Genomic DNA, 24687 nt, shown 5'->3' with positions numbered 1-24687 from the left:
TCAGGACCGCTTCGTGAGGGCGGACTCCTTGTGCGCCGCCTTGGCGCCGCTCTTCGCCGACTCGACGATGTAGTAGGGCTCGTCGCCGGAGGCGCGGAACTGCTGGCCGTCGAACCGGAAGTCCTCGACCCTCCGCTCCTGCACCGTGCCGTGCGTCTCGCCCTGGCTCGTGTTCCAGCTGACCTCGTCGCCCTTGCGGAATCCCATGCGCCGCTCCTCGCTCCTCGTCGTCATCGCCGTGCGTGCGTGCGTCGCACTGTACGCCGGGCCGCTGTGCCGTGCCCAGGCGTAGGGTCCCTCCATGGGTCGGCGGATGTTCGTGGCGGTCGTACCGCCCGACGACGTGCGCGAGGACCTCGCCGCGTTCCTCGAGCCTCGCGAGGGGCTGCGGTGGACGCCGGCCGACCGCCTGCACCTGACGCTCGCGTTCCTGCCCGACGTGCCGGAGCGCATCCTCGAGCCGCTCGACGAGCGCCTGCGCGCCGCGGTCGCCGACCTGCCCGCGTTCCCGTGCCGGCTGGCGGGCGCCGGCGCCTTCCCGCATCCCGACCGACCGGCGGTCCTGTGGCTCGGGGTCGACCGCGGGCACGCCGAGCTCGAGCACCTCGCGCTGCGCGTGCGGGGCGCCGCCAACGCGGTGGGCGCCTCCCCCGACGGGCAGCGCTTCGTGCCGCACGTCACGCTCGCCCGGCCGCCGCGGCAGCGCAGCGCCGTGCGGTGGCTGCGCGTGCTCGACGGCTACGGCTCGCGCACGTGGACCGTCGACGAGGTGTCGCTCATCGAGTCGCAGCTGCAGGGCCGCGGCCGGCCCCGCCACGTCGAGGTGTCGGTGCTGCCGCTCGACGGATGAGCGCGCTCAGCCGAGCCGCCGCCACGCGCGGTGCAGGCGCTCGACGCCCTCGACGAGCGCCTCCGCCGGCTGCTCGCTGAACGACAGCCGCATGGTGCCGCGCAGGTGCGCGTCGTCGTCGACGGCGAACCACTCGCCGCGCTGGAAGAAGACGCCCTCGTCCTGCGCGAGCGCGTGCAGGCGCGCGAAGTCGGCATCGCCGCGCAGCCGCGCCCACAGGAAGAAGCCGCCGCTCGGCTCCGTGATCTCGATCGCGTCGCCGAAGCGCGACTCGAGCGCCTGCTGCAGCGCTCGTGCCTTGCGCCCGTAGCCGACGCCCGCGGCCGCGAGCGCCGCCGGGTACTCCTGCCGCTGCACGATGCGCAGCACGAGCTCCTGCAGCGTGCCGCTCGTGAGGCCGTCGAGGCGGTTGCGCAGCCGCACGAACCGCTCGGCGAGCGCCTGGGGCACCACGATCCAGCCGACCCGGAGCGCGGGGCCGAGCGTCTTCGAGAAGGTGTTGACGGCGATGACGCGGTCGGAGTCGAGCTGCCTCGACCGCACGTCGACCGCGCCGGGCTCGAACCCGACCTCGCGATAGGGGTCGTCGAAGATGATCGTGAACCCGAAGCGGTCGGCGAGCTCGGCGAGGCGACGGGCGCGGTCGTCGGGCAGCGTGCCGCCCGAGGGGTTCTGGAAGGTCGGCACGGTGAAGAGCGCCTTGGGCCGCAGGCCCGCGAGCAGCCGCCGCTCGAGCTCGTCGACGTCGATGCCGCGCGCGTCGACGCGGATGGGCACCGGATGCGCGCCGACCAGGTCGAGCGTGCGCAGGAAGAGCGGGTACACCGGGTCGTCGACCACGATCTCGTCACCGGCGTCGAGCGTGCCGAGCACCGCGAGCGCCAGCCCGTGCGCGCCGCCGGTCGTGACGATCACGCGCTCGACGTCGACGCCCTCGCGCTCGGCGATCCACGCGCGCAGCGCCGGGATGCCGGGCGCGGGCACGTAGCGGAGCGATGCGGCGAAGGCCTCGCTCTCGGTCAGCTCGCGGGCCGCGTCGCGGTAGAGCGCCGTGGGCAGCGCCCCGACGTCGGGGTTGCCACCGCCGAGGTCGATGCTGCCGAGGCGGTGCTGGATGAGCGTGGCGTCGCCGAAGCCCTGCCGCTCCGGCAGCTGCTCGAGCAGCCGGCTCACGGCGATGCGCGGGTCACGGACCATCCGGGGTGCTCCTCATCGATCGTCGATCGTCATGCCGGTGCCTCACAGCGGCCGCTTGAGCCCGACGTGGCTGTCGCCGTACCCGAGCCGGGCATAGAAGGCGCGCGCCCGCTCGCGCGCGCGGTCGGTCGTGAGCTGCGCGAGTGCCGCGCCGCGAGCGCGCCCGTGCTCGTGCGCCCACTCGAGCATCGCCGACCCGAGGCCGCTCGAGCGCTCGTGCGCGGCGACCCGCACGCCCTCGATCTGCAGCCGGGTGCTGCCGCCGCGCGAGAGCCCGGGGATGATCGAGAGCTGCATCGTGCCGACGACCCGTTCGGCCTCGTCGACGACCACGGCGAGGTAGTGGGTCGAGTCACGGGTGACGGCATCGAAGGCCGACTCGTAGCCCGCGAGCTCCGCGACCTCGCGCTCGCGCCCCAGCTCGTCGTCGGACAGCAGCGCCACGAGCGCCGGCACGTCGTCGCGCGCGGCTCTGCGCACCCGGAAGCGGCGGCTGCCGATCGTCAGCCGCCCGCCGACCGAGGTGCGCGCCTCGGAGCGCAGCCGGGCGACGAGCGCGTCGAGCCACGCGCCGACGCTCGCCCGCGCCTCCGCCGTGTCCGGATAGCGGCAGCGCAGGTGGAGACCCGCCTCGTCGAGGATGAACCACAGCATCACGCCGTCGGTGCGGATGGATGCGCCCACGTACTGCGCCTGCAGCCCGGCCGCGTCGATGCGCACCGGCAGCCGCCGCAGGTCGAGCCACGAGATCGCGAACATGCCCGGGGCCTCGGGCATGCCGCCCCACGGCCGCAGCACGTCCTCGAGCGGCCACGAGCCGAGCTGCACCGCCTCCTTGACGGCCGCCGCGCTCGCGCGCGCATCCGCATCCGCCGACTCGAGCACCGAGTTGGTGATGAACCAGCCCGCGGCGTCGTGCCACCGCTCGTCGTAGCGGCTGTGCACGGGGAAGACGGCGCGCAGCGGCGTGCCGGCCAGCTCGTGCGTCACCGCCGTCATCGCCGCGACCACGAGCGCGAGCGTCGAGACGCCGCCATCGCGGGCCTGCGCCGAGAACGCGGCGCTGTCATCGACGTCGAGCACGTCGCGCACCTCGACCCGCTCCGACTCCGGCGACTCCGCCGTGCCGAGCGGCAGCGGGAACCGCGGCATCACGCCGCCGCTCGCCTCCAGCACCTCCGCCCAGCGCCGGCGCAGCGCCTCCGGGGCAGCGTCGCGCTGCCGGAGCTCGCGCGTGTGGTCGGCGAAGGCCGGCGCCGGCGGCAGCATCGGCGCGCGCCCCTCGCGAACCTCGCCGAGGGCCGCGAGCAGGTCGCGCGCCAGCACGAGCATCGACCACATGTCGACGTGCGCGTGGTCGGCCGCGAGCACCACCGTCGGCCCCTCGGCGGTCTCGAGCACGCAGAGCCGATGCGACGGGGCGCGATACGGCGAGCATGCGTCGTCGAGCACCTCGCGCAGCGCGTCGTTCACGGCCTGCCCCGGCGCGATCGGATGCTCGACCCACCCGCGCGGGCGCACGTCGACCTCGTGCAGGCGGGGTCCGTCGTCGCCCGGCGTGAACGCCGTCCGCAGGGTGGCGTGCCGCGCGATGACGGCCATCCAGGCGGCCGCGAGGTCGTCGAGCGCGACCGGCTCGCGCATCCGGAAGGAGAGCGCCATCCAGGAGCCCGCGCGCTCGCCGGCGCCGACGTGGCGGCGCTGGTCGAACGACACGGGCAGCTCGACGTCGGTCGGCGTCGCGGCCACGTCGAAGCCGAGCAGCCGACCGAAGGGCAGCCGCAGGTGCGCCACGTTGGTCAGCCGCATGCCGGTAGCCTACGGAGCCCCTGCTGTCTGCGACCCAGGAGCCGCCGTGCCGACCTTCACCGTTCCAGGCGCCGAGCTCGACGTCGAGCTGAGCGACGAGGGCGGTCGACCGGTGGTGCAGCTGCATGGCCTGACCTCGAGCCGCCGCCGCGACCGGGTGCTGCAGCTCGACCTCGGTCGCGGGCTCAGCGGCACGCGGCTGCTGCGCTACGACGCGCGCGGCCACGGTCGCTCGACCGGTCGCGCCGTGCCCGACGACTACCGCTGGTCGGTGCTCGCCGACGACCTGCTGCGCCTCCTGGACGCGTGGTTCCCCGGCGAGCGCGTGCACGGCGTCGGGCCGTCGATGGGCACGGCGACGCTGCTGCACGCCGCGGTGCGCGAACCGGATCGGTTCAGCGGGCTGACGCTCATGGTGCCGGCGACCGCCTGGGAGACGCGCGTCCCGCGCGCGGACGAGTACCGCCGGGCCGCCGCCTTCGTCGAGCAGCACGGGCTCGCGCGGTTCGTCGCCGCCGAGCAGGGCGCGGCACCGCCGCCCGCGAACGCCGGCGCACCGCCGACCGAGCCGGAGGTGGCGGAGGCGCTGCTCCCCTCTGTGCTGCGGGGCGCGGCGCTCAGCGACCTCCCGGACCCCGAGTCGCTCGCGACCCTCGGGATGCCGACCTCGATCCTCGCGTGGACCGACGACCCCGCCCATCCGCTCTCGACCGCCGAGCGGCTCGTGCAGCTGCTGCCCGATGCCACGCTGCGGGTGGCGTCGACGCCTGCCGATGTCGCCAGCTGGCCGCAGGTGCTGCTGGAGGACGTCGCGCGCCAGCCGTAGCGAGCGCATCCCCCATCGACGTGCGCCCGCCGGACCGCCATGATGCGAGGGAGCGAGGAGGCACGGATGGGCGATGCGGCGGGCACGGTCTCGTGCGACGTGGGTATCTCAGCCGACGGCTTCGTCGCCGGCCCCGGCCAGACGCTGGAGGAGCCGCTCGGGCGCGGCGCCGAATCGCTGCACCGGTGGATGTTCGAGACCGAGGAGGAGAACGCCGCCGAGATCGCGGCGATCCTCGGCCACGGCGCCTACATCATGGGCCGAAACATGTTCGGACCGGTGCGCGGCGAGTGGGACGAGCCCTGGCGCGGCTGGTGGGGCGAGGAGCCGCCCTACCGCGCACCCGTCTTCGTGCTCACCCACCACCCGCACGAGCCCATCGAGATGGAGGGCGGCACCACCTTCCACTTCGTGACAGACGGCCCCGAGGCGGCGATGGCGCGAGCCCGCGAGGCGGCCGGAGACCGCAGCGTCTCGGTGGCGGGCGGCGCGAGCACGATCGACCAGTTCCTCGCCGCGGGGCTCCTCGACGAGCTGCGGCTGCACATCGCGCCGATCGTGCTGGGCGCCGGCGAGCGGCTGTTCGCCGCCTCCGGGCCGGTCGAGCTGCGGCCGGTCGCCTCGCGCACCGCCTCGCTCGTCACGCACGTCACCTATCGGATCGAACGATAGGCCGGGTCGAGCAGTAGACCGGGTCGAGCGATGGGCCGGGTCGAGCGACGGGGTCGGCCGGCGAGCTGACGCCGCCGCCGCCCCGCGCTCGCGTCAGCCCTGGCCGGTGTCGGTGCGCAGGCGATCGATGTGCTGCGACGCCTCCGCCTTCGAGAGGTCGGCGGGCAGCTCCTCACCGGCCTGCTTCGCGAGCGTGTCGAGGTAGGAGCGCTGCGCGGCGGTCATCGGGTCATCGCCGCTCACCCAGTCGGCCGGGTCCTTCTCGAGCGTCGAGTCCTGCGCGTCGCCGGTCGCGCCGATCGTCTCGCCCTGGGTGTCGGGCTGCTCGTCGGGCTGTGCCTGCGGGGTCACGTCGGTCATGGTCGCCTCCTGCGGATCGGGGGCCTCACGCTACTCCCGAGCACCGACGGGCACCTGTGCGCGCGGACGCCCCTTCCGCGCCGCGGCGCGCTGCGGTAGGAACGCACCATGACGACCGGACAGCGCTGGCTCGACGGCTACATCCGCGCCTGGGCGTCGAAGGATCCGGCGGACGTGCGCGCCATCTTCACCGACGACGCCGAGTACCGATTCCGCCCCGACGATCCCGAGCCCGTGCGCGGGATCGACGCGATCGTCCGGATGTGGGGCGAACCGGAGTCGCCGAACCCGCAGCACGACCTGCGCGTGCTCATCGAGGACGAGCGGCTCGCGATCATCACGGGCACCGTCGTCTACCCCGACCACGCGTCCTACGTGAACCTCTGGGAGGTCCACCTCGCGGACGACGGCCGGGCGCAGCGCTTCGTCGAGTGGTTCATGACCCCGCCCGATGCCGGGGACGACTGATCGGCTGACCGGCGGCGCCGGCTCACGCCATCGGCGCGACCTCCATCTGCCCCCACGGGCTGCCGTACTCCCCCAGCAGGTCGAGGAAGGGCTTCGGCGGCATCGCCTCCGGACCCAGCACGCCCGCGCCCGACCACACGCCGGTCGCGAGCAGCTCGAGCGCGATCACCGGGTTGATCGCCGTCTGCCACACCACGCACTGGTGGCCGTACTCCTCCATCGACCAGGCGTTGTCGACCACGTGGTAGAGGTAGGTCGACCGCGGCTGACCGTCCTTGCCGGTGCCGCGCACCCACACGCCGGCGCAGGTCTTGCCCGTCATCACCGGACCGATGGATGCCGGGTCCGGCAGGCACGCCGCCACGACGTCACGGGGTGAGACCTCGACCCCGCCGACGCGCACCTTCTCGGTGCGGTCGAGGCCGAGCGTGTGCAGCGTCTGCAGCACGCCGATGAACTCCGACCCGAGCCCGTACTTGAAGGTGACCCGCTCGCAGTCGAGCCAGCGCGGCATGAGGAGCACCTCCTCGTGCTCGACGTTGACGCACTCGACCGGGCCGATCCCCTCGGGGAAGTCGAACACCTCCGGCTCGCTGAACGGCGCGGTCGTGTACCAGCCGCCGTCCGTCTCGGCTCGCGAGCGCTCCCAGATCACGGGCGGGTTGAGGCACTCCTCGATCGTGGTCCAGATCGAGAACGACGGCGCGAAGATCTCGTTGCCGTCGTCGTCGTGCACCGCGAGGTTCGCGCCGTCGCGCGTGCCGAGCTCGGTGATGCTGCTGAAGAGCTCGTCGGCGGCGTAGCGGGCGAGCACGTCGGAGAGCCCGGGCTCGACACCCATCCCGACGAGCGCGAGCCTGCCCGCCGACTCCCACTGCTCGGCCTTGCCGAACTGCTCGTCGCCGAGCTTGAGCCCGACCTTCGCGTAGGGCTCGTCGGGGTGCCGCTTCGAGAGGCTCATCGCCATGTCGAGGTAGTCGGCCCCGGCCGCGAGCGCGCCGTCGAAGATGGGCATCACGAAGCGCGGGTCGACCGCGTTCATGACGTGCGTGATGCGGTGCTCGCGGCAGAGCGCCGCGACGGAATCCGGACTCGACGCGTCGACCTGCGCCGAGGAGAACCGGGGATCTACCGCTGCCGCCTTGCGTGCGCGTGCCTCGTCGTAGTCGGCGATCACGATGCTCTCGAAGAAGTCCCGACGGGCCGCGATCGCGGCGAACGCTCCTCCGACACCTCCGGCTCCCACCAGCAGGATCCGCATGACGCTCCTCTCGTGCCAGCGCCCTGCCGTGCGGCTCCCGCACGGCGACACGACGCTGATCGAGCGAGACTCTAGTAGAACCGCGACGGATTCAGTAGTGTCTGCCGTCAAGGAGGACGGATGCAGCACCCACACCCGGGGTGAAGCACCGGATCCGCCGAACTGCGCACAAGGGAGCAGTCGTGACCGATCACCGCACCACCCCCGCCACCGGGGGTCCTGCCAAGCTCAAGCCGAACGCCATCGGCTTCTTCGACGCCCTCGTCATCGGGCTCGCCTCGACATCGCCGGCCTACACGATCGCCGCCATCATCGGCGGCCTGGTGCTGTACACGGGCGTGCACGCGCCTGGCATCATGCTCGCGAGCTTCATCCCGATGCTGCTGATCGCCTCGGCGTTCTACTACCTCAACACGGTCGACCAGGACTGCGGCACCACCTTCTCGTGGGTGACGCGCGCGATGGGGCCGTGGTTCGGCTGGATCGGCGGCTGGGCGATCGCGATGACCGGCGTGCTCATCGTCGGCTCGCTCGCCGAGGTCGGCGTGCGCTACTCGCTGCTGACGGTCGGGCTGGAGGACCTCGCGTACGACCCGGTGGCCATCCGCGTGCTCACCGTGCTGCTCATCATCGTGATGACCGCGATCTGCGTCTGGGGCACCGAGATCTCGGCCCGGCTGCAGAACGTGCTCATCGTGTTCCAGATCGTCTCGCTGCTCGTCTTCGCGGTCGTCGCGCTCACGCAGGTCTTCTCGAACACCTCCGCGTTCGACTCGATCACCCCGTCGTGGGAGTGGCTGAACCCGTTCGGCGGCGGCTGGGAAGGGGTGACGGCGGGCCTGCTGCTCGGCGTCTTCGCCTACTGGGGCTGGGAGTCGGCGGTCAACCTGACCGAGGAGACGACGAACTCGTCGCAGTCGCCCGGCAAGGCCGCCATCTGGTCGACCATCGTGCTGCTCGTCACCTACCTGTCGGTGACCATCGCGGTCGTCGCCCTCGCGGGCGACGCCTTCCTGGCCGAGACCGCCGACGAGGAGGACGCGATCTTCCAGGTGCTCGCCGCCGACACGATGGGCCCGTGGGCCTGGGTCGTGATGCTGTCGGTCGCCACCTCGGCCATCGCGTCGACGCAGACCACGATCATCCCCGCGTCGCGCACCGGGCTCAGCATGGCCCGACGCGGCGCGCTGCCGAAGATGTTCGGCCACATCCACCCGCGCTTCCGCACGCCCGACGTCTCCACCTGGTGGGTCGCCGGCATCGCGAGCGCGTACTACCTCGTGGTGGGCCTGCTGAGCGAGACCGCGCTGTGGGACACGCTCACCGCCCTCGGCCTGCTCATCGCCTTCTACTACGCGCTCACGGGCATCGCCTGCGCCATCTACTTCCGCAAGCGGCTGACGAAGAGCGTGAAGAGCTTCGTGCTCATCGGCGTGGGCCCCGTGCTCGGCTCGCTGCTGCTCATCTGGCTGCTCATCTCGGCGATCATCGACTACGGCAACCCCGAGAACGCCTACACCGAGACCCCCTGGTTCGGCGTGGGCCCGCCCCTCGTGATCGGCATCGGCATCTTCGCCACCGGCGTCGTGCTGATGATCATCTGGTACTTCCGCGACCGCCGGTACTGGGAGGAGCGCCCGAGCACCGCCGAGCAGCCGATCGTGCGCATCGACACGACATCGGTCGGCACCGGTTCCGTGGGCCGCGGCGCGGTCGGGAGCGGCACGGCGGGAAGCGGGGAGACGAAGCCATGAGCGTCCTCCTGGGCTACGACGAGTCGCCCGGCGCCAAGGCCGCGCTGACGATCGCGATCGACGTCGCGAGCCGCTACGGCGAGCAGCTCGTCATCGTCTACGGCACCGAGCCGCCCGGCGGCGTCGGCGAGGAGCGGCGCACGCACGAGGCGATGCTGCAGCAGTGGGGGCGCGAGGCCGTGGGCCACGCGCTCGACGCCGCCGCAGCCGCCGGTGTGGATGCCGTCACCGAGCTCGTATCGGCGCGGCCCGTCGATGCGCTGCTCGAGCAGGCGGAGCGTCACGATGCCCGCCTCATCGTCGTCGGCACGTGGGGCGAGAGCCCCATCCGCGGCGCCATCCTCGGCTCGACCCCGCACAAGCTGCTGCACCTGAGCCGCCGACCCGTGCTCTGCGTGCCGCTGCCGACCTGACGGCCGCCGACGCATCCGCGCGTCCGCATCCGAGCGCACCGAACGACCACCACCGACGAAGGAGTCCCATGCCCGCCCCCGCCGACCACCTGTGGATGCACTTCACCCGCATGGCCAACGCCGACGCGGCGCCGGTCATCGTGCGGGGTGAGGGCGCCTACATCTGGGACGACCGCGGCAAGCGGTACCTGGACGGCCTCGCCGGGCTGTTCGTCAACCAGCTCGGGCACGGGCGGGAGGACCTCGCGGCGGTCGCGGCGCAGCAGGCGTCGACGCTCGCGTTCTTCCCGCTCTGGTCGTACGCGCATCCGAGCGCGATCGAGCTCGCCGACAAGCTGGCGTCCCTCGCCCCCGGCGACCTCGACCGCGTGTTCTTCACGAGCGGCGGCAGCGAGGCAGTCGAGAGCGCGTGGAAGCTCGCGAAGAACTACTTCAAGCTCACCGGCCGGCCGATGAAGCACAAGGTCATCAGCCGGGCGATCGCGTACCACGGCACCACGCACGGTGCGCTGTCGATCACCGGGCTGCCACCGCTCAAGGCGCAGTTCGAGCCGCTCGTGCCCTCGACGTTCCGCGTGCCGAACACGAACCAGTACCGCGCGCCGATCCACGCCGACGACCCGGAGGCGTTCGGCCGCTGGGCCGCCGACCAGATCGCGGTCGCGATCGAGCAGGAGGGGCCTGAGACCGTCGCGGCCGTCTTCCTCGAGCCCGTGCAGAACGCCGGCGGATGCTTCCCTCCCCCGCCCGGGTACTTCCAGCGGGTGCGCGAGATCTGCGACGAGTACGACGTGCTGCTCGTCTCGGACGAGGTCATCTGCGCGTTCGGGAGGCTCGGCACGATGTTCGGCGCCGAGCGGTACGGCTACCAGCCCGACATCATCACGTGCGCGAAGGGCCTCACCTCTGGCTATGCGCCGCTCGGCGCGATGATCGCGAGCGAGCGGCTGTTCGAGCCCTTCGCCCAGCCCGGCGCGATGTTCGCGCACGGCTACACCTTCGGCGGCCACCCGGTGGCGACCGCCGTCGGGCTCCCGAACCTCGAGATCTTCGAGCGCGAGGGCGTGCTCGAGCACGTGCGGGCCAACGAGGGCGCCTTCCGGGCCACGCTCGAGGGGCTGCTCGACCTGCCGATCGTCGGTGACGTGCGCGGCGACGGCTACTTCTACGGGATCGAGCTCGTGAAGGACAAGGGCACCCGCGAGACGTTCGACGACGACGAGAGCGAGCGGCTGCTGCGCGGCTACCTCTCCGGCGCGCTCTTCGAGGCGGGCCTCTACTGCCGCGCCGACGACCGGGGCGACCCCGTCATCCAGCTGTCGCCCCCGCTCATCTGCGACCAGTCGCACTTCGACGAGATCGGACAGATCCTGCGGGGCGTGCTCTCCGAGGCGGGGTCGCGGCTGTGAGCCTCCCCGACGCGCAGGACAAGGCGATCATCGCCGAGCTCCAGCGCGACGGGCGCGCGCCCTACGCGGCGATCGCCGAGACGGTCGGCCTCAGCGAGACCGCGGTGCGGAAGCGCGTGAAGCGGCTGACGGATGCCGGGGTCATGCAGATCGTGGCCGTCACCGACCCGATGCAGCTCGGCTTCGCGCGCCAGGCGATGATCGGCATCCGCGTCTCCGGCGAGCTCGAGCCGGTCGCCGAAGCGGTGTCGGCGCTGGCCGAGGTCGACTACGTCGTCATCACGGCCGGCTCCTACGACGTGCTCGCCGAGGTCGTCTGCGAGAGCGACGCGCACCTGCTCGAGCTCGTGTCGCAGCGCATCCGCTCGATCGACGGCGTGCGCGAGACCGACACGCTGATGTACCTGAAGCTGCAGCAGCAGAGCTACGCGTGGGGCGTGCGGTAGCGCCCACTCCAGCGCGGCTGCTCTCGGATGCCGCGGCAGCGCAGCCTCGAGGGGCGTCGCCGCTCACTCCACGCGGAAGTGCCGCACGCGCTCGTCGCGCTCGAGCAGATACGCGTCGTCCTCCGGGTAGTAGACCGCCAGCTCGGGATCGTCGCCCGCGAACGCCTCGATCGCCGCGAGCGACGTCCAGCGCGAGACCGTCGAGATCTCCGTGCGCCCGTCGCCGAGGTCGCGCGTGAGGATCCACGCTTCGAGGTTGCCCGTCGTCTCGCGGTAGCCCTCCATGCCCGTCCGGCGCACGTAGTCGACATACGCCTCGCGATCGCTCGTCCGGATGACGCCCGTCCACATGCGCACGACCGATCCCTGCTCGCTCATGCCGGGGACGCTACTCCTGACTCGCCCCGCCGCGTGGACCCTACGCTCGAGCCATGGACACCCGTCTCGTCGTCGCGCAGGTCGCGATCGGCTTCGTGCTCGCCTTCTGCCTCTGGGCGCAGCTGTTCCCGCGATCGAACTGGCGGCTCTTCTGGAGCTGGCAGTACCGCTTCAGCCACGTGCGCGGCGAGCGCGAGCAGATCGCGTTCGTCCGACGCCTCACGGTCCTGCCCATCGTCGTCTGCGTCATCCTGACCGTGATCATCCAGGTCTGGGGCTGAGCAGCGGCGTCAGCGCTCGGTGACCTGCCCGGCCTCGACGCGCCAGTGCCGGTCCGTGCGTACCGTCTCGAGCATCCGCCGGTCATGCGTCACGAGCAGCAGCGTGCCGTCGTACGTCTCGAGCGCCTGCTCGAGCTGCTCGATCGCCGGCAGGTCGAGGTGGTTCGTGGGCTCGTCGAGCACGAGCAGGTTGACGCCGCGCGCCTGCAGCAGCGCGAGCCCCGCGCGCGTGCGCTCACCGGGCGAGAGCTCGTCGACCGGGCGGCCGACGTGATCCGCACGCAGCCCGAACTTCGCGAGCAGCGTGCGCACCTCCCCCGAGGCGAGCTCGGGGATGAGCGCCTCGAACGCCACCGCCAGCGGCTGCGAGCCCGCGAGCAGCGAGCGGGCCTGGTCGATCTCGCCGATCCGCACGCTCGCGCCCAGGCTCGCCGAGCCCTCGTCGGGCGACTGCTGGCCGAGGAGCGCCCGCAGCAGCGTCGACTTCCCGGCGCCGTTCTGCCCGGTGATGCCGATGCGCTCCCCCGCGTTCACCTGGAGCGACACCGGCCCGAGCGTGAACGATCCCTGCCGGAGCACGGCGCCGCTGAGCGTCGACACGACCGAGCTCGACCTCGGCGCCGCCCCGATCGTGAACTCGAGCTGCCACTCCTTGCGCGGCTCCTCGACCTCCTCGAGGCGCGCGATCCGGCTCTCCATCTGCCGCACCTTCTGCGCCTGCTTCTCGCTCGACTCCGTCGACGCCTTGCGGCGGATCTTGTCGTTGTCGGGCGCCTTCTTCATCGCGTTGCGCACGCCCTGGCTCGACCACTCCCGCTGCGTCCTCGCGCGCGACACGAGGTCGGCCTTCTTCTCGGCGAACTCGTCGTACTGCTCGCGCGCATGGCGGCGGATGGTCGCGCGCTCCTCCAGGTAGGCGTCGTAGCCGCCGCCGTAGATGCGGTTCGAGCTCTGCGCGAGGTCGAGCTCGAGCACCCGGGTCACGCAGCGCGCGAGGAACTCGCGGTCGTGGCTCACGAGCACCACACCGCCGCGGAGCCCGCGCACGAACTCCTCGAGCCGCTCGAGGCCGTCGAGGTCGAGGTCGTTCGTCGGCTCGTCGAGCAGCACGATGTCGAAGCGCGACAGCAGCAGCGCGGCGAGGCCGACGCGCGCGGCCTGGCCGCCCGACAGCGACGTCATGAGCGCCTCCTCGATCGACGCGCCGTGCAGCTCGAGGCCGAGGTCGGCGAGCACGATCGGCAGCCGCTCGTCGAGGTCGGCGGCGCCGCTCGCGAGCCAGCGGTCGAGCGCGGCGGAGTAGGCGTCCGCCGAGTCGACACCCGCGGGTGCGAGCGACGGGTCGCCGAGGGCAGCGGCCGCCGCGTCCATGTCGGCGGTCGCCTGCGCGCATCCGGTGCGCCGCCCGATGTAGTCGGTGACCGTCTCGCCGACGACGCGCTCGTGCTCCTGCGGCAGCCAGCCGACGAAGGCATCGGCGGGCGCGAGCGCGACCGTGCCTGCCTGCGGCTCGTCGATGCCCGCGAGCAGTCGCAGCAGCGTCGACTTGCCGGCCCCGTTCGCGCCGACGACGCCGACGACGTCGCCCGGGGCGACGGTGAGGTCGAGCGAGTCGAACAGCGTGCGATGGCCGTATCCGCCGGCGAGGCCCTGAGCGACGAGCGTTGCGGTCATCCGCCCATCCTCTCAGCCCGTCGCGCACGCGGCGCACGGCGGCGCGATCGGTCCTCGGGCGCCCGAAGCGCGCGCGGTGGAGGCGGTGCGCGCCGATACCGGCCGTCCGCGACCGTTCCCTAGGCGTTCGTCGCGCTCGGGGCTACGGTCAGGTCATGGAGCCCTCCCCTGCGCATGTCGGATTCTCCGAGGACCACGCCGCCACCATCGTCGACGAGCTGAACGCGTGCGCACCCGACGCCGCGGGGCTCGGCGCGTGGCTCGCTCGCACCGGGGTCGAGACGGAGCGCATCGTCACCAGCAAGACCCTGACCTACATCACGCTCGCTCGGCGCAGCGAGGACGGCGGCAGGATCGTGCTGATGCTGCTGGACGGCGTCTGGGAGCGCGCGATCTAGCCGAACGCCATCCCGCTGATCGCTAGGGAGCGCTCGTGCCGTAGATCTCAGGGCGCGCGGGCGACGCTCCGAAGTAGTCGAGCTCGAATCGCTCCAGCACGACTCGCATCACGGGGCGGGTGTCATGGCCCTCGACTCGCTCGACGTCGCGGGCGGCTCTGAAGAGCCCGGCCACGACGTGCTGCTCGTTGACCTCGTCGCGCTCACTGTCGACATAGCGAGCGGCATCCGCGACCAACCGGTCGTACCGCTCTCGCATCGAACCCCTCGTCGTCTCGGCTTCCATCGTGCCGTCTTGGACGCTCGTCCGCAAGCGCGGGAGCTACCGTGTCAGCATGATTCCCATGCGTGGCGCCGCGCAGCCCGGATGCGATCGGAGGGACCGCTGATGGCGGACTCGCGTGCTGACGACATCGCCGCTCGACGTCGTGAGGCGCTCGATGGACTCGCGGAGGTGGAGCGTCAGCTCGCAGAGCTCCGAGGAATGCGCGGGGTGCAGCACGACGACGACGAGCACGACCCGGACGGCGTCTCGCTCTCGTCGGAGTGGTCGCGGCTCGAGGGCCTGCGGCAGACGCGGCTCGATGCGCTCACGGCGATCGACGAGGCGGCAGCGCGCATCGCGAGCGGCGAGGGCGGGATCTGCAGCGTCTGCGGCCGGCCGATCGCGCCCGAGCGGCTCGAGGCGCGGCCGCAAGCGACGACCTGCATCGACTGCGCGCCCTGACGCCTCACCCGTGCGTCCGTTCGCCGGGCCCCAGCGCTCACGCGCTGAGGCGGCGTGCGACGGATGCCGCGGACCGACCGCCCGAGACGAGCGCTCCCTGGATCGACGCTGTCTCGCGGTGATCGCCCGCGACGAGCACGCGCCGTCCCGTCCAAAGCGGGCCGCGCGCGATCGGCCCTGGCGGCTGTGCGGGAACCGCGTGGCGCACGACGTGGTGCGCGAGCACCTCCCACCCGTGGGTCGACGTGCGGTACAGCCGCTCGAGGTCCCGCCGCACCTCCGTCTCACCGACCAGACCGTCGGGGCGGTCGAGGAGCGTCGTCGCCTGGACGAGGTGGGCGCCCGCGGGGGCGTATGACGGTGCGACCTCCGAGATGACGGCCGTGTTCCAGATGGGCCCTGCCGGGCCTCCTTCACGGCGTGACGCATCGAGCAGCAGGAAGCGACCGGAGCGCGGGCTGTCGGGCGCCCGGAACCACCAGGTCGTCAGTCCGTGCATCGGCGGCGCAGGAGCAGGAGCGAGGCCGGCGAGTTCGTGCGCCCCGACCGCGACGATCGCCGTCCGGGCTCGCATGGAGCCGTCGTCGGTGTCGACCTGCACCCCGGCATCCGTCTCGCGCACGGCGTGCGCGGGCGTGCGCAGCCGCACCGGCTGGCTGAGCGCTGCGGCGAGCTGCTCCGGCAGCGCCTGCATGCCGGCGTGGGGCAGACCGGGGACGCCGAGCGCGAAGGAGCGCAGCAGCAGGCGCACGTAGTTGGCCGATGCGCTGCCGCTGCTGTCGGCGAGCACGCCCGCGAGGAACGTGTCGAGCACGTGGCGGCGCAGCCGGCCGGTGACGCCTGCGGCGTCGAGGGATGCGCGCAGCGTCGCGTCGTGCGTCGCGCGCGACGCGGTCCGGGCTCGGGCGAGCGTCGGACCGAGCCACCGAGCGAGCCCGATGAGATCGCGCGCGGGCACGAGCCCGCTGCGGAGCGTCCGGATGGCGTGCTGCGGGTGCCGCAGCGGATGCGCGAGCGTGCGGGTCGTCGCGCCGGTGCGCACGACGGCGCCGACACCGAACTCCTGCAGTTCGAGGGCTCGGACGTCGACCCACCGCTGGACCGCCGGGTAGGCGGGGTTGAGCACCTGGAAGCCGCGATCCATCCGGAACCCGTCGACCACGTCGGTGCGCACCCGTCCGCCCACGGCATCCGATGCCTCGATCACCGTCACGGCGATGCCTCGCGCCTGCAGCCGCCGGGCAGCCTGGAGTCCGGCCAGACCTGCCCCGATGACGATCACGTCGGCGTCCACAGCGCTCCCCTCGACTGCTCGCAGCCAGTCTCCCCCGCGCACCTGTGCCGACGCGCGGAACGGGGCGAGGCGGTCAGACGGCCATCGCGCCGACGACCTCGCCGAAGAGGATCTCGCCGGTGGGCTCGAAGCCGATCCGGCGGTAGAAGCCCTCTGGCCCGTCCTCCCCCGGCTCCCACAGCACGGTGATGCGGTCGATGCCTCGTCGTCGTGCTTCCGCTGCGACCTGCTCGACGGCGAAGCGCCCGACGCCCTTGCCCTGTGCATCGGCCGCGACGTTCAGCCTCCACACCCCGGCGCGGAACGCGGCGATCTCGTTCGCCGGGTCCCAGCTCGCCATGACGAAGCCGACGACCTCGTCGCCGTCGACGACGACCCTCGGCCAGGCCGCGGGAGACACGTACGCCTCGGCGATGGAGTGGACGACCGGTGCCACGTTCGCCGGCTCGCCGACAGCGGGCGGCAGGCGCACCGCGGCGCCCAGATTCTCTGCGGTGAGCTCGACGAGTCGGAGTGCCATGGCGACACGGTACGACCGACCGATGACACGGACCCGGCGACGCCTCGGTGACGCCTATCGAGGCAGCAAGCCGAGATCCCTCGCGCGCTGCACGGCGACGAGCCGGTCGTTGCACTCGAGCGTGACGTACAGCGCGCCCAGGTGCTTCCGAACCGTGCGCTCGGAGATCCCCATGCGCCACCCGATCGCTCGCGCGGTCAGTCCGCCCGCGAGATGGGAGAGGAGGATGAGCTCGCGCGGCTTCATCGTCACCGACGCGCGCTCGGACAGCGCGGCGCGACTGCCCTCCAGCGCGATCAGCACCGGCAGGATCCTTCCCGCGATCTCCATCTCTCGGTCGGTGAAGTCTTGAGAGCTGCGGGTGAAGGTCCAGCCGCTCCCGACGCCTCGCATCCCCATGTGCGTGAGGAGGCCGAGCTGGTACGCGTGGCCGAACGGGCGGTAGAGCTCGTTGTACAGGGCGGTGCCGTGCCACTCGGCCTGCGTGGCGACATCCGACATCCGTCGGGGACTCCTGTCATCGGGTGACCGCTCGAAGCTGCGCACCCCCTGGTGCGTCTGGCCGTAGCGCGCGAGCCCGCTCGCCCGCGCCTCGTCACCCGACGACGCACCGCGCACCGTCGCGGTGCCGGCGTTGAAGTCGACCCGAGCCCAGATGAGCTCGTCGGCCGGCAGCAGTGCTGCGAGCAGCGTCGGAGCATGCAGGTCGTACTCCGCCGCATCGTCGATCGAGCGGAGATCGTGGGCGAGGTCGATCACGGCAGTGGCGACCGTCGTGCTGGACATCGCGTTCCTCCCCGGGTCGGACCAGGAGTGCGTTGCTGCCGCCGCATCGAGATCCCCGCGATCCGAGCGACGCGCGAGCTGCAGGTGGCGGGATGTCAAGTGGCGGGTCCGACACTACCGCGGGCCGGTCCGCGCGAACAGGATCGGGCTTGCACCTGCGCGATGCGGGCGCAGAGCAGCCGCTCACGGCTGCGCACGGAGGTGGCGGCGATGGTGCTGTTGGTGGCATTCGCGGCGGGCGACGGCAGCCAGCTGGTCGCCGAGGGCGGCGGCGGGGGCGAGATCCTCGCGAACCGGGGCGGCGTCGGCCCGTGGGAGACGTTCCGCCTCTTCAACCGCTCGCGGCGGGACGCGCTCCCCCGGCACGGCGACGCGGTCGCGCTGCAGGTGCACGACGGCGGCTTCCTGACGGCGACGAGCAGCGGCGGCCTCACCGCCGCGCAGGACGGGATCGTTGCCGCGTCGGTGTTCACGGTGGAGCGGGTCGGGGGCGCAGGAGTCGTCGCGTCTGGCGACGCCGTCGCCCTGCGCGCCGCCGACGGCAGGTTCGTCGTCGCCGAGGGCAACGGGGGCGGCGCCGTGGGGGCGAATCGACCGCGACGAGGACCATGGGAGACGTTCACCGTCACCCTCATGGGCCAGCAGCTCGTGCGCCTCCGCTCGTCGAGCGCGAGGTACGTGACCGCGGAGGGCGGCGGCGGCGGCGCGGTCACCGCCAACCGCGACGCCGTGGGCCTCTGGGAGACGTTCAGCCTCATCAACTTCACGCGCACGGGTGCGCGATGCCATCCCGGCGACACCGTGGCGCTGCGCACCTGGAGCGGCGACTACGTGCGGGTGGCGGGCCGCGACGAGGTCGATGCCCGCGCCAATCAGGCCCGCATCGAAGCCCGCTTCCGGCTGACGGCTCCGGGCGATCGCCCCATCCGGCATCTCCAGCGCGTCAGCCTGAGGCCCCTGCACACCGCCGGCTTCCTCGCCGAGCGCAGCGGCACCCTGAACGCCCGCGGTGCGACGGCGGCCGGCTCCGCGCTGTTCACGATCGAGCTGGCGGAGCATGCGGCCATCGGCTTCGGATGGGTGCCGGACGGCACCGCACTTCCTGGCCGCCCGTTCGACCCACTGCCGTCGCCCGTTGCCTCTCCCCGCTCCATCCTCACGCTGCACTTCTTCGAGCGCGCCGGCGAGCCCGTGACGACCAGCGCGCAGATCCGCCGAGCACTGACCGGCCCAGCACCGAGCCTCGCGTCGTGGCTGCGGACGATGTCCGCCGACCGCTTCCGCATCCGGGATGTCGGCATCCACGGCCCGTTCCTCGTCCCTCCCGTGCCTGCTGGGGCGGCGAACCCGCACCGGCTCGGGCATGACCTGCTGCTCGGCGCTGCCGAGGCCAGCGGCATCCCGCTCGCCGCGCGCGCTGTGGACGGCGTCATCGACGGCGGCCGTACGGCGATCGTGCACATCAGGGCCGGCGGGGTGGGCGGGCAGGTGCACGACGGTGCGGCGAGCACGCCATCGGGACTGCGCATCCAGGGCAGGGATGCGGGAGTCGGCGTCACCACGGATGTGGATGAGGCCTCCAGCGCGGTGCTGTGCCACGAGGCTTCGCACTTGGTGCTCGACGTGCGCGACCGCTATGGCAGCCGCCAGCCCCTGCGGGGGGATCTGATCGCGAACCGCGCCTTCGTCGGCGACTGGGAGCCGTTCGTGATCGAGCGGGTGGGCGGCGCGGGCACCGTCGCTGCGGGCGACGTCGTCACGCTTCGCGCCCACGACGGCGGCTACGTCTCCGTGAGCGATGCGCCACCTCGCGTCGTCAACGTCGAGCCGGAGCCCGCCAACCGTACGCGGCTGTTCACGGTGCAGCGCAACGGCGGCGGCACGATCACGCACGGCGCTGCCATCGGCCTTCGCAGCGACAGCGGCACGTGGATGACCGCCGAGCTGGGCAGCGACCACGTCGTGACCGCGAACCGCGCGGCGATGAGCACGTGGGAGACCTTCGAGGTGATCAAGCAGGGCGGCACCGGTCCGATTCGCTCTGGCGACAGCATCTGCCTGAAGAGCGCGGCCGGGCTGTTCGTCTCGGCGGAGACGGGCGGCCGCAACGGGACTGGGTCCGATGCCGACCGACAGCGCGGATACGTCTGGGGCGGGTCGACGGGCGCTGGGCAGGGCGGCAGCTTCGACAACGCCGATGCGAACTACAGCACGGTCATGCTCTCGCTCTACGACCGCATCAGGCTCGGCTGGGTGCGCCCCCGGTACCTCACCCCGGACGATCGCGGTTGCTTCGTGATCCGCCCGTTCCTGGACCAGCGCGACGCCCTGGTGCTGTTCGACCCGCACAACCCGCTCGACTGGTACACGGTCGAGAACCGGCAGTTCCGTGCCGACCTGGACGAGGTCCGATCCTCCGGGCTCGTGATCTCCTGGGTGCGGGAGGACCGCGACTACTGGCAGCGGTGGCTCGACCGGGCGGATGATCCGGAGGACCCGGGCATCGGCCTGCATCTCTGCCCTGCGGTCGTCTCTGCCGCTGCGCCGGCAGTGCCTCCGAACATGCTGGCGAGGCCCGTCGTGTTCGACCACGCGGCGGTGACGAAGCGGAACGACCCGGGCGCTGCATTCACCGAGGGCGAGATCGTCCTGCCGCTGGGCAACGGCGACCCCTCGCGCTTCCACCTGAGCTTCCACGCCGAATCGGCGGGGCACGTCAGCCTGTGCGTGCTGTGATCCGCGGCTGCATCAGCTGCGCGCGCTGAGGCGGCGCTCCACGGCACGGCCCGCGCGATCACCAGCGACGAGCGCTCCCTGGATCGATGCCGTCTCGCGGTGGTGGCCCGTGACGAGCACGCGCCGCGCTCCCCGTCCAGAGCGCACCTCGGCGGATCGGCCCGGGCGCCTGGGCAGTCCGACGGCGGCCGGAAGCCGTCGATCACGTCGGTGCGCATCCGGCCGCCGACCGCGTCCTCCGCCTCGAGGACGACCACCGACCGGCCGCCGGCCTCGAGCCGCCGAGCGCTCCGCAGCCCGGCGAGACCCGCCCTGATCACGACGACATCCGCATCCATGCAGCCTCCCCCCGATCGCGTGACGCTCAGTCACTCGGGTGCGGCCGCGCCGCCGTCTCGACGGTGACCCACGAGGTGTCGGGCATGGCGGCATCGAGCTCCAGCACGCCGAGTGAACCGTCAGGCAGGCGTGGCCACGCGCTGCAGCGCTGCTGCAAGGTACGGCGCCGTCCGGCTCGCGTCGACCCCCGCGACGTGCTCGGGCGTGCCCTCCGCGACGACGGTGCCGCCCGCATCCCCAGAGCCCGGTCCGAGATCGATCACCCAGTCGGCCTCGGCGACGATCCGCATGTCGTGCTCGACCATGATCACGGTGCTGCCGCCGTCGACGAGGTGGTGCAGGTGCGCCAGCAGACGATCGGCGTCGGCAGCGTGCAGGCCGGAGGTTGGCTCGTCGAGCAGGTAGAGGGTGTCGCCGCGCTGGCCTCGCCGCAGCTCGGCTGCGAGCTTCACCCGCTGCGCCTCTCCCCCAGAGAGCTGCGTCGCCGGCTGCCCGAGCGCGACGTAGCCGAGCCCGACGTCGATCAGGGCGTCGAGGTGGCGATGCACCTCGGCGTCGGTGAACCACGCGCGCGCATCGCTGACGCTCATCCCGAGCACGTCGGCGATCGTGCGTCCGTCGAGCTCGATCCCGAGCGTCTCCGGGTTGTAGCGGCTGCCCCCGCAGGTGGCGCAGGGCGCGTGGACGGTCGGCAGGAAGAGCAGCTCCACCTCCATGGTCCCCTCGCCCTTGCACGTCGGGCAGCGGCCGGCGGCCACGTTGAAGGAGAACCGGCTCGCGCTGTAGCGGCGACTGCGGGCCTCCGGTGTCGCTGCGAACAGCGCTCGGACGCGGTCGAAGAGCCCCGTGTAGGTGGCGACGTTCGACCGGGACGTACGCCCGATCGGCTTCTGGCTCACCTGCACGATGCGCCGCAGACGCTCCTTCGGGCCCCGCGCTCGGCCGGTCGTGACCGAGACCGTGCCCTGCGCCAGCGGATCCTCGGGCGCCGCGGGCCGCTCGTCGGCTCCGGATGCGTGCTCGTCGACCTCGGCGGCGAGGCTCGCCTGCAGCAGCTCCGGCAGCGCCTGCACCACGAGCGTGGACTTGCCCGAGCCGGAGACGCCCGTGACCGCGGTGAGCGCCCCGAGCGGGAACGCGACGGTGAGGTCGTGCACGTTGTGGCGCGAGACGTCGATGAGCTCGACGCGGTCGTCGCCGGTTCGCCGCGAGCGCGGGTCGCGCTCGGCGTGCGGCGCCTCGAAGAGGTAGCGACGCGTCACCGAGCCCCTCTCGTCGCGCAACCCGTCGAGCTCGCCGCTGTAGACCACGTCGCCGCCCTCGGCGCCGGCACCAGGCCCGATGTCGACGATCCAGTCGGCCTGCCGGATCACGTCGAGCGAGTGCTCGACGAAGTAGACGGTGTTGCCGGTGTCGCGCAGGGTGGTCAGGATGCGGAGGAGCGACTCCGTGTCGGCCGGATGCAGGCCGGCCGACGGCTCGTCGAGCACGAAGACGACGCCGAAGAGCTGCGAGAGCACCTGCGTCGCGAGCCGCATCCGCTGCAGCTCGCCGGACGACAGCGTCGAGGTGGCCCGGTCGAGCGAGAGCGAGCCGAGCCCGAGATCGATGATGGGCGACAGGCGTGCGAGCACGTCGGTGACGAGCCGCCTCGCTGCGAGCAGCTGCTCCGGGGCGGGGGCGCCGGACGCGGCGCGCGGCGTCCAGTCGGGCTCGAGGACCGCGCGGAGCACCACGGCGACGTCGTCGAGCGGCATGGCGGCGAGCTCGATGATGTCGCGCCCCTCGAACGTTACCGCGAGCGCCTCGGGCTTCAGCCTCCTGCCCCCGCACTCGGGGCAGCGGACGCTCACCATGAACGATGCCGCGCGCTCCCGCATCCGGGCGCTCTTCGAGTTCGCGAAGGTGCCCAGCACGAAGCTCCGGACGCCTTGGAACGTGCTCATGTACCGCGGCTCGACGCCCTCGGCGACGGCCTTCCGCACCTCCGCCGGGCCGCGATCCGTGAACACCGGCACCTGCGGCGACTCCTCGGTGAAGAGCACCCACTCACGCTGCTCGCCAGGCACGTCCCGCCAAGGGACGTCGATGTCGTAGCCGAGGGAGATGAGGCTGTCGCGCAGCTGCTTGCCGTGCCACGCGGTCGGCCACGCGGCGAGCGCGCCCTCCCGGATGGTGAGCGAGTCGTCCGGCACCATCAGCGCCTCCGGCACGTCGTGCACGCGCCCGAGCCCGTGGCACGTGGGACATGCGCCCTGCACGGTGTTCATGGAGAAGTCCTCGGCGAGGAGCATCGGCGCTCCCTCCGGGTACGTGCCGACGCGGGAGTAGAGCATCCGGAGCACGTTCGCGATCGTGGTGGCGCTCCCGACGGTGGAGCGCGCCGAGCCGCCCGACCGCTGCTGCGGGAGCGCGACCGCCGGCGGCAGTCCTTCGATCGAGTCGACGTCGGGGCTCCCGACTTGGCTCATGAGGCGTCGCGCATAGGGCGCGACCGACTCGAAGTAGCGGCGCTGCGACTCGGCGTAGATCGTGCCGAACGCGAGCGAACTCTTGCCGGAGCCGGAGATGCCGGTGAACGCGACGAGCGCATCGCGGGGGATGTCGAGGTCGACGCTCCGCAGGTTGTGCTCGCGGGCGCCGCGGACGCGGACACGGTCGAGCCCGGCGTCGTGCGGCCAGCGCTCGGGTGCATCCATGTGCGCCAGTCTCTCGTGCTCCCGCTGAGCCGGAGTCGAGACCGCTCAGCCGACCGAGCGGCGGATCGCCGTGAGCCGCTCGATCGCGCGGTCGATCGCCGCCTGATCGGTGCCGCGGACGACGATGTTCGTGCCGTAGCCGGCGCCGTCGCTGAAGGGGTACGACCCGATGCTCAGCTCGGGCATCGCCTCAGCGAGCTCGCGCAGCGGCGCGGCGATCCGGCCCTCCCCGACCTCGAAGCGCAGCTCGCCGGACAGGACTGGCAGCCCCGCCTCGAGGCTCGGCAGCAGCGCGTCGAGCATCGCGACGAAGATCGACGGCACGCCGGCCATGACGTGCACGTTCTCGACGCTGAACCCGGGTGCGCCGCTGATGCGATTGGCGATGAGCTCGGCGCCATGCGGGATGCGCGCCATCCGCAGGTGCTCCGCCGTGAGCGTCCGCCCGGGACCCACTGCGGCCTGCAGGTCCGCGCGGGCGTCGTCGCGCACGTCGATGCCCACGCCGAACGCAGCGGCGACAGCATCCGCCGTGATGTCGTCGTGCGTCGGGCCGATGCCGCCCGACGTGAACACGTGCGTGTGCCGCGCACGCAGCGCGTTCAGCGCATCGACGATCACGGCGTGGTCGTCGGGCACGACGCGGATCTCACGCAGGTCGATGCCGGCTCGCCCGAGCCGGCCGGCCAGGTGGTGCGCGTTCGCCTCGCGGGTGCGCCCGGACAGGATCTCGTCCCCGATCACGAGCATCGCGGCGGTCGGATTCGTCATGCCTGCAGACTGTCGTGCCGGGCTGTGGGAATCCAGGGCGCGGTGATGCGGCGGGCGCAGATCTCGGCCGATTGCCCCGTCACTCCCAGCGCGCCGGATCGATCGCGGCGTCGGGTGACCACGCATGGAGCTGGAAGGAGGTGACGACACGAGGCCCGTCGACGAGCTCACCGCGGTCGCCGAGGTGCAGTGCGCGAACGTTGAGCCGCTCGAGCGGCGCTCCCGCGCCATGGGCTTCGATCGACACGGCGATGGCCGTGGCCGCCTCGATCAGCTCGTCGCGCGACATCGGCTGCTCGCGGCAGACGCCGACGAACGCTTCGATCTTGACGCCGTCCGAGGGCATCCACTCCATCCATGGCCGCTCGCCGACGAACGCACCATCGCCCACATCCGCTGCATAGGCCGCCTCCCAGATCTCCTCTGAGCCATCGGGCACCCCGATGTCGGCGTGGTTGAGCCAGCAGTTCGAGATGATCTCGGCGACGGGCGTCGCCGTCGGAGCGGGCGTCGGTGCCGGCTCGACCGCGCTCGCGCAGCCGCTGAGTGCGGCGGCGATCAGGATGAGCGAGGCGACGGTGCGTGCGCGCATGCCCTGAGCATAGGTCGCGACCGCGCC

General features: G+C 72.5%; 27 protein-coding genes and 1 pseudogene. 12 read left to right on the top strand and 16 right to left on the bottom strand.

Annotation, left to right across the window (positions count from 1 at the left end; all coding sequences use genetic code 11):
• The gene (locus ABIB37_RS09390) at nt 1–207 is read right to left on the bottom strand and encodes a hypervirulence associated TUDOR domain-containing protein (protein ID WP_354259627.1); all 207 of its coding nucleotides are present in this window, start codon (nt 205–207) and stop codon (nt 1–3) included.
• 94 nt (nt 208–301) lie between these two features.
• Here ABIB37_RS09390 and thpR point away from each other — a divergent pair, with 94 nt between their 5' ends.
• The gene (gene thpR / locus ABIB37_RS09385) at nt 302–850 is read left to right on the top strand and encodes an RNA 2',3'-cyclic phosphodiesterase (RefSeq protein WP_354259625.1); all 549 of its coding nucleotides are present in this window, start codon (nt 302–304) and stop codon (nt 848–850) included.
• Between the two features lie 6 nt (nt 851–856).
• On the opposite strand, the gene ABIB37_RS09380 is transcribed toward thpR, so the two are convergent.
• A complete protein-coding gene (locus ABIB37_RS09380) occupies nt 857–2047 on the bottom strand; it encodes an aminotransferase-like domain-containing protein (RefSeq protein ID WP_354259622.1) in 1191 nt (396 codons plus the stop codon).
• Nucleotides 2048–2089: 42 nt separating this feature from the next.
• Nucleotides 2090–3856 carry a GNAT family N-acetyltransferase gene (locus tag ABIB37_RS09375; protein ID WP_354259619.1) on the bottom strand — a complete coding sequence of 589 codons (1767 nt, stop codon included), beginning with the start codon at nt 3854–3856 and terminating at the stop codon, nt 2090–2092.
• A gap of 46 nt (nt 3857–3902) precedes the next feature.
• Here ABIB37_RS09375 and ABIB37_RS09370 point away from each other — a divergent pair, with 46 nt between their 5' ends.
• Both ABIB37_RS09370 and ABIB37_RS09365 read left to right on the top strand, forming a co-directional pair.
• Nucleotides 3903–4682 (top strand): alpha/beta fold hydrolase, encoded by a 780-nt coding sequence (locus ABIB37_RS09370; protein ID WP_354259616.1) that lies wholly within the window; start codon nt 3903–3905, stop codon nt 4680–4682.
• A 66-nt stretch (nt 4683–4748) separates the two neighbouring features.
• Complete coding sequence (locus tag ABIB37_RS09365; RefSeq protein ID WP_354259613.1) at nt 4749–5354, top strand: dihydrofolate reductase family protein; 606 nt, start codon at nt 4749–4751, stop codon at nt 5352–5354.
• A gap of 93 nt (nt 5355–5447) precedes the next feature.
• Here the strand turns inward: ABIB37_RS09365 and ABIB37_RS09360 are convergent, their stop codons facing one another.
• Nucleotides 5448–5714 (bottom strand): DUF3072 domain-containing protein, encoded by a 267-nt coding sequence (locus ABIB37_RS09360; RefSeq protein WP_354259611.1) that lies wholly within the window; start codon nt 5712–5714, stop codon nt 5448–5450.
• A 108-nt stretch (nt 5715–5822) separates the two neighbouring features.
• Between ABIB37_RS09360 and ABIB37_RS09355 the strand changes: the two genes are divergently transcribed.
• A complete protein-coding gene (locus ABIB37_RS09355) occupies nt 5823–6182 on the top strand; it encodes a nuclear transport factor 2 family protein (protein WP_354259609.1) in 360 nt (119 codons plus the stop codon).
• A gap of 22 nt (nt 6183–6204) precedes the next feature.
• On the opposite strand, the gene ABIB37_RS09350 is transcribed toward ABIB37_RS09355, so the two are convergent.
• Nucleotides 6205–7443: a saccharopine dehydrogenase family protein gene (locus ABIB37_RS09350; RefSeq protein ID WP_354259606.1), complete on the bottom strand. Its 1239-nt coding sequence runs from the start codon at nt 7441–7443 to the stop codon at nt 6205–6207.
• A gap of 182 nt (nt 7444–7625) precedes the next feature.
• Here ABIB37_RS09350 and ABIB37_RS09345 point away from each other — a divergent pair, with 182 nt between their 5' ends.
• From ABIB37_RS09345 to ABIB37_RS09330, 4 genes are all read left to right on the top strand, one after another.
• Nucleotides 7626–9197, top strand: coding sequence for an APC family permease (locus ABIB37_RS09345; protein WP_354259603.1), 1572 nt, complete (start codon nt 7626–7628; stop codon nt 9195–9197).
• Nucleotides 9194–9610: a universal stress protein gene (locus tag ABIB37_RS09340; protein ID WP_354259600.1), complete on the top strand. Its 417-nt coding sequence runs from the start codon at nt 9194–9196 to the stop codon at nt 9608–9610. Before ABIB37_RS09345 ends, ABIB37_RS09340 begins: the two co-directional genes overlap by 4 nt.
• A gap of 68 nt (nt 9611–9678) precedes the next feature.
• On the top strand, nt 9679–11019 hold the full coding sequence (locus ABIB37_RS09335) for an aspartate aminotransferase family protein (protein WP_354259597.1): 1341 nt from the start codon (nt 9679–9681) through the stop codon (nt 11017–11019).
• On the top strand, nt 11016–11465 hold the full coding sequence (locus tag ABIB37_RS09330; RefSeq protein WP_354259594.1) for an Lrp/AsnC family transcriptional regulator: 450 nt from the start codon (nt 11016–11018) through the stop codon (nt 11463–11465). Before ABIB37_RS09335 ends, ABIB37_RS09330 begins: the two co-directional genes overlap by 4 nt.
• 63 nt (nt 11466–11528) lie before the next feature.
• Here the strand turns inward: ABIB37_RS09330 and ABIB37_RS09325 are convergent, their stop codons facing one another.
• The gene (locus ABIB37_RS09325) at nt 11529–11843 is read right to left on the bottom strand and encodes a hypothetical protein (RefSeq protein WP_354259592.1); all 315 of its coding nucleotides are present in this window, start codon (nt 11841–11843) and stop codon (nt 11529–11531) included.
• 53 nt (nt 11844–11896) lie between these two features.
• Between ABIB37_RS09325 and ABIB37_RS09320 the strand changes: the two genes are divergently transcribed.
• Nucleotides 11897–12124, top strand: a complete 228-nt coding sequence (locus ABIB37_RS09320; protein ID WP_354259589.1) for a hypothetical protein — start codon at nt 11897–11899, stop codon at nt 12122–12124.
• Between the two features lie 9 nt (nt 12125–12133).
• Here ABIB37_RS09320 and ABIB37_RS09315 read toward each other — a convergent pair whose 3' ends face one another.
• Entirely contained in the window at nt 12134–13798 is a 1665-nt protein-coding gene (locus ABIB37_RS09315) for an ABC-F family ATP-binding cassette domain-containing protein (RefSeq protein WP_354259586.1), read from the bottom strand.
• A gap of 155 nt (nt 13799–13953) precedes the next feature.
• Here ABIB37_RS09315 and ABIB37_RS09310 point away from each other — a divergent pair, with 155 nt between their 5' ends.
• On the top strand, nt 13954–14196 hold the full coding sequence (locus tag ABIB37_RS09310; RefSeq protein ID WP_354259583.1) for a hypothetical protein: 243 nt from the start codon (nt 13954–13956) through the stop codon (nt 14194–14196).
• A gap of 22 nt (nt 14197–14218) precedes the next feature.
• On the opposite strand, the gene ABIB37_RS09305 is transcribed toward ABIB37_RS09310, so the two are convergent.
• Complete coding sequence (locus ABIB37_RS09305) at nt 14219–14455, bottom strand: hypothetical protein (protein WP_123695887.1); 237 nt, start codon at nt 14453–14455, stop codon at nt 14219–14221.
• A 234-nt stretch (nt 14456–14689) separates the two neighbouring features.
• Here ABIB37_RS09305 and ABIB37_RS09300 point away from each other — a divergent pair, with 234 nt between their 5' ends.
• Entirely contained in the window at nt 14690–14923 is a 234-nt protein-coding gene (locus ABIB37_RS09300; RefSeq protein WP_354259580.1) for a TraR/DksA family transcriptional regulator, read from the top strand.
• Between the two features lie 37 nt (nt 14924–14960).
• On the opposite strand, the gene ABIB37_RS09295 is transcribed toward ABIB37_RS09300, so the two are convergent.
• From ABIB37_RS09295 to ABIB37_RS09280, 4 genes are all read right to left on the bottom strand, one after another.
• A complete protein-coding gene (locus ABIB37_RS09295; protein WP_354259577.1) occupies nt 14961–16217 on the bottom strand; it encodes a flavin monoamine oxidase family protein in 1257 nt (418 codons plus the stop codon).
• A gap of 73 nt (nt 16218–16290) precedes the next feature.
• Nucleotides 16291–16737, bottom strand: coding sequence for a GNAT family N-acetyltransferase (locus tag ABIB37_RS09290; protein ID WP_354259574.1), 447 nt, complete (start codon nt 16735–16737; stop codon nt 16291–16293).
• Between the two features lie 54 nt (nt 16738–16791).
• Nucleotides 16792–17523: a helix-turn-helix transcriptional regulator gene (locus tag ABIB37_RS09285; RefSeq protein WP_354259571.1), complete on the bottom strand. Its 732-nt coding sequence runs from the start codon at nt 17521–17523 to the stop codon at nt 16792–16794.
• Between the two features lie 183 nt (nt 17524–17706).
• The gene (locus ABIB37_RS09280) at nt 17707–18312 is read right to left on the bottom strand and encodes a hypothetical protein (protein WP_354259568.1); all 606 of its coding nucleotides are present in this window, start codon (nt 18310–18312) and stop codon (nt 17707–17709) included.
• A 12-nt stretch (nt 18313–18324) separates the two neighbouring features.
• Between ABIB37_RS09280 and ABIB37_RS09275 the strand changes: the two genes are divergently transcribed.
• Nucleotides 18325–20259, top strand: coding sequence for a fascin domain-containing protein (locus tag ABIB37_RS09275; RefSeq protein WP_354259565.1), 1935 nt, complete (start codon nt 18325–18327; stop codon nt 20257–20259).
• Nucleotides 20260–20450: 191 nt separating this feature from the next.
• Here ABIB37_RS09275 and ABIB37_RS09270 read toward each other — a convergent pair.
• The 4 genes and pseudogenes from ABIB37_RS09270 to ABIB37_RS09255 all read right to left on the bottom strand — a co-directional run.
• Nucleotides 20451–20597 (bottom strand): annotated as a pseudogene (locus ABIB37_RS09270) (FAD-dependent oxidoreductase); the annotation flags it as partial.
• Nucleotides 20598–20717: 120 nt separating this feature from the next.
• Nucleotides 20718–23297, bottom strand: a complete 2580-nt coding sequence (locus ABIB37_RS09265; RefSeq protein WP_354259562.1) for an excinuclease ABC subunit UvrA — start codon at nt 23295–23297, stop codon at nt 20718–20720.
• A gap of 45 nt (nt 23298–23342) precedes the next feature.
• Nucleotides 23343–24068 (bottom strand): competence/damage-inducible protein A, encoded by a 726-nt coding sequence (locus tag ABIB37_RS09260; protein WP_354259559.1) that lies wholly within the window; start codon nt 24066–24068, stop codon nt 23343–23345.
• A 79-nt stretch (nt 24069–24147) separates the two neighbouring features.
• Complete coding sequence (locus tag ABIB37_RS09255; RefSeq protein WP_354259556.1) at nt 24148–24660, bottom strand: hypothetical protein; 513 nt, start codon at nt 24658–24660, stop codon at nt 24148–24150.
• Nucleotides 24661–24687 lie beyond the last annotated feature (27 nt).

The organism is Agrococcus sp. UYP10, from assembly GCF_040547205.1.
GTDB lineage: Bacteria > Actinomycetota > Actinomycetes > Actinomycetales > Microbacteriaceae > Agrococcus > Agrococcus jenensis.
The sequence above is the reverse complement of the archived record's forward strand: the minus strand, read 5'-3'. Positions and strand labels throughout refer to the sequence as shown.

Excerpts from the sequence above, each read along its gene's own strand:
- ABIB37_RS09390 (WP_354259627.1), bottom strand. The coding sequence starts at position 207 with ATGGGATTCCGCAAGGGCGACGAGGTCAGCTGGAACACGAGCCAGGGC.
- thpR (WP_354259625.1), top strand. The coding sequence starts at position 302 with ATGGGTCGGCGGATGTTCGTGGCGGTCGTACCGCCCGACGACGTGCGC.
- ABIB37_RS09380 (WP_354259622.1), bottom strand. The coding sequence starts at position 2,047 with ATGGTCCGTGACCCGCGCATCGCCGTGAGCCGGCTGCTCGAGCAGCTG.
- ABIB37_RS09375 (WP_354259619.1), bottom strand. The coding sequence starts at position 3,856 with ATGCGGCTGACCAACGTGGCGCACCTGCGGCTGCCCTTCGGTCGGCTG.
- ABIB37_RS09365 (WP_354259613.1), top strand. The coding sequence starts at position 4,749 with ATGGGCGATGCGGCGGGCACGGTCTCGTGCGACGTGGGTATCTCAGCC.
- ABIB37_RS09360 (WP_354259611.1), bottom strand. The coding sequence starts at position 5,714 with ATGACCGACGTGACCCCGCAGGCACAGCCCGACGAGCAGCCCGACACC.
- ABIB37_RS09355 (WP_354259609.1), top strand. The coding sequence starts at position 5,823 with ATGACGACCGGACAGCGCTGGCTCGACGGCTACATCCGCGCCTGGGCG.
- ABIB37_RS09350 (WP_354259606.1), bottom strand. The coding sequence starts at position 7,443 with ATGCGGATCCTGCTGGTGGGAGCCGGAGGTGTCGGAGGAGCGTTCGCC.
- ABIB37_RS09340 (WP_354259600.1), top strand. The coding sequence starts at position 9,194 with ATGAGCGTCCTCCTGGGCTACGACGAGTCGCCCGGCGCCAAGGCCGCG.
- ABIB37_RS09335 (WP_354259597.1), top strand. The coding sequence starts at position 9,679 with ATGCCCGCCCCCGCCGACCACCTGTGGATGCACTTCACCCGCATGGCC.
- ABIB37_RS09325 (WP_354259592.1), bottom strand. The coding sequence starts at position 11,843 with ATGAGCGAGCAGGGATCGGTCGTGCGCATGTGGACGGGCGTCATCCGG.
- ABIB37_RS09320 (WP_354259589.1), top strand. The coding sequence starts at position 11,897 with ATGGACACCCGTCTCGTCGTCGCGCAGGTCGCGATCGGCTTCGTGCTC.
- ABIB37_RS09315 (WP_354259586.1), bottom strand. The coding sequence starts at position 13,798 with ATGACCGCAACGCTCGTCGCTCAGGGCCTCGCCGGCGGATACGGCCAT.
- ABIB37_RS09310 (WP_354259583.1), top strand. The coding sequence starts at position 13,954 with ATGGAGCCCTCCCCTGCGCATGTCGGATTCTCCGAGGACCACGCCGCC.
- ABIB37_RS09305 (WP_123695887.1), bottom strand. The coding sequence starts at position 14,455 with ATGCGAGAGCGGTACGACCGGTTGGTCGCGGATGCCGCTCGCTATGTC.
- ABIB37_RS09290 (WP_354259574.1), bottom strand. The coding sequence starts at position 16,737 with ATGGCACTCCGACTCGTCGAGCTCACCGCAGAGAATCTGGGCGCCGCG.
- ABIB37_RS09285 (WP_354259571.1), bottom strand. The coding sequence starts at position 17,523 with ATGTCCAGCACGACGGTCGCCACTGCCGTGATCGACCTCGCCCACGAT.
- ABIB37_RS09280 (WP_354259568.1), bottom strand. The coding sequence starts at position 18,312 with ATGGCATCGCGCACCCGTGCGCGTGAAGTTGATGAGGCTGAACGTCTC.
- ABIB37_RS09265 (WP_354259562.1), bottom strand. The coding sequence starts at position 23,297 with ATGGATGCACCCGAGCGCTGGCCGCACGACGCCGGGCTCGACCGTGTC.
- ABIB37_RS09260 (WP_354259559.1), bottom strand. The coding sequence starts at position 24,068 with ATGACGAATCCGACCGCCGCGATGCTCGTGATCGGGGACGAGATCCTG.
- ABIB37_RS09255 (WP_354259556.1), bottom strand. The coding sequence starts at position 24,660 with ATGCGCGCACGCACCGTCGCCTCGCTCATCCTGATCGCCGCCGCACTC.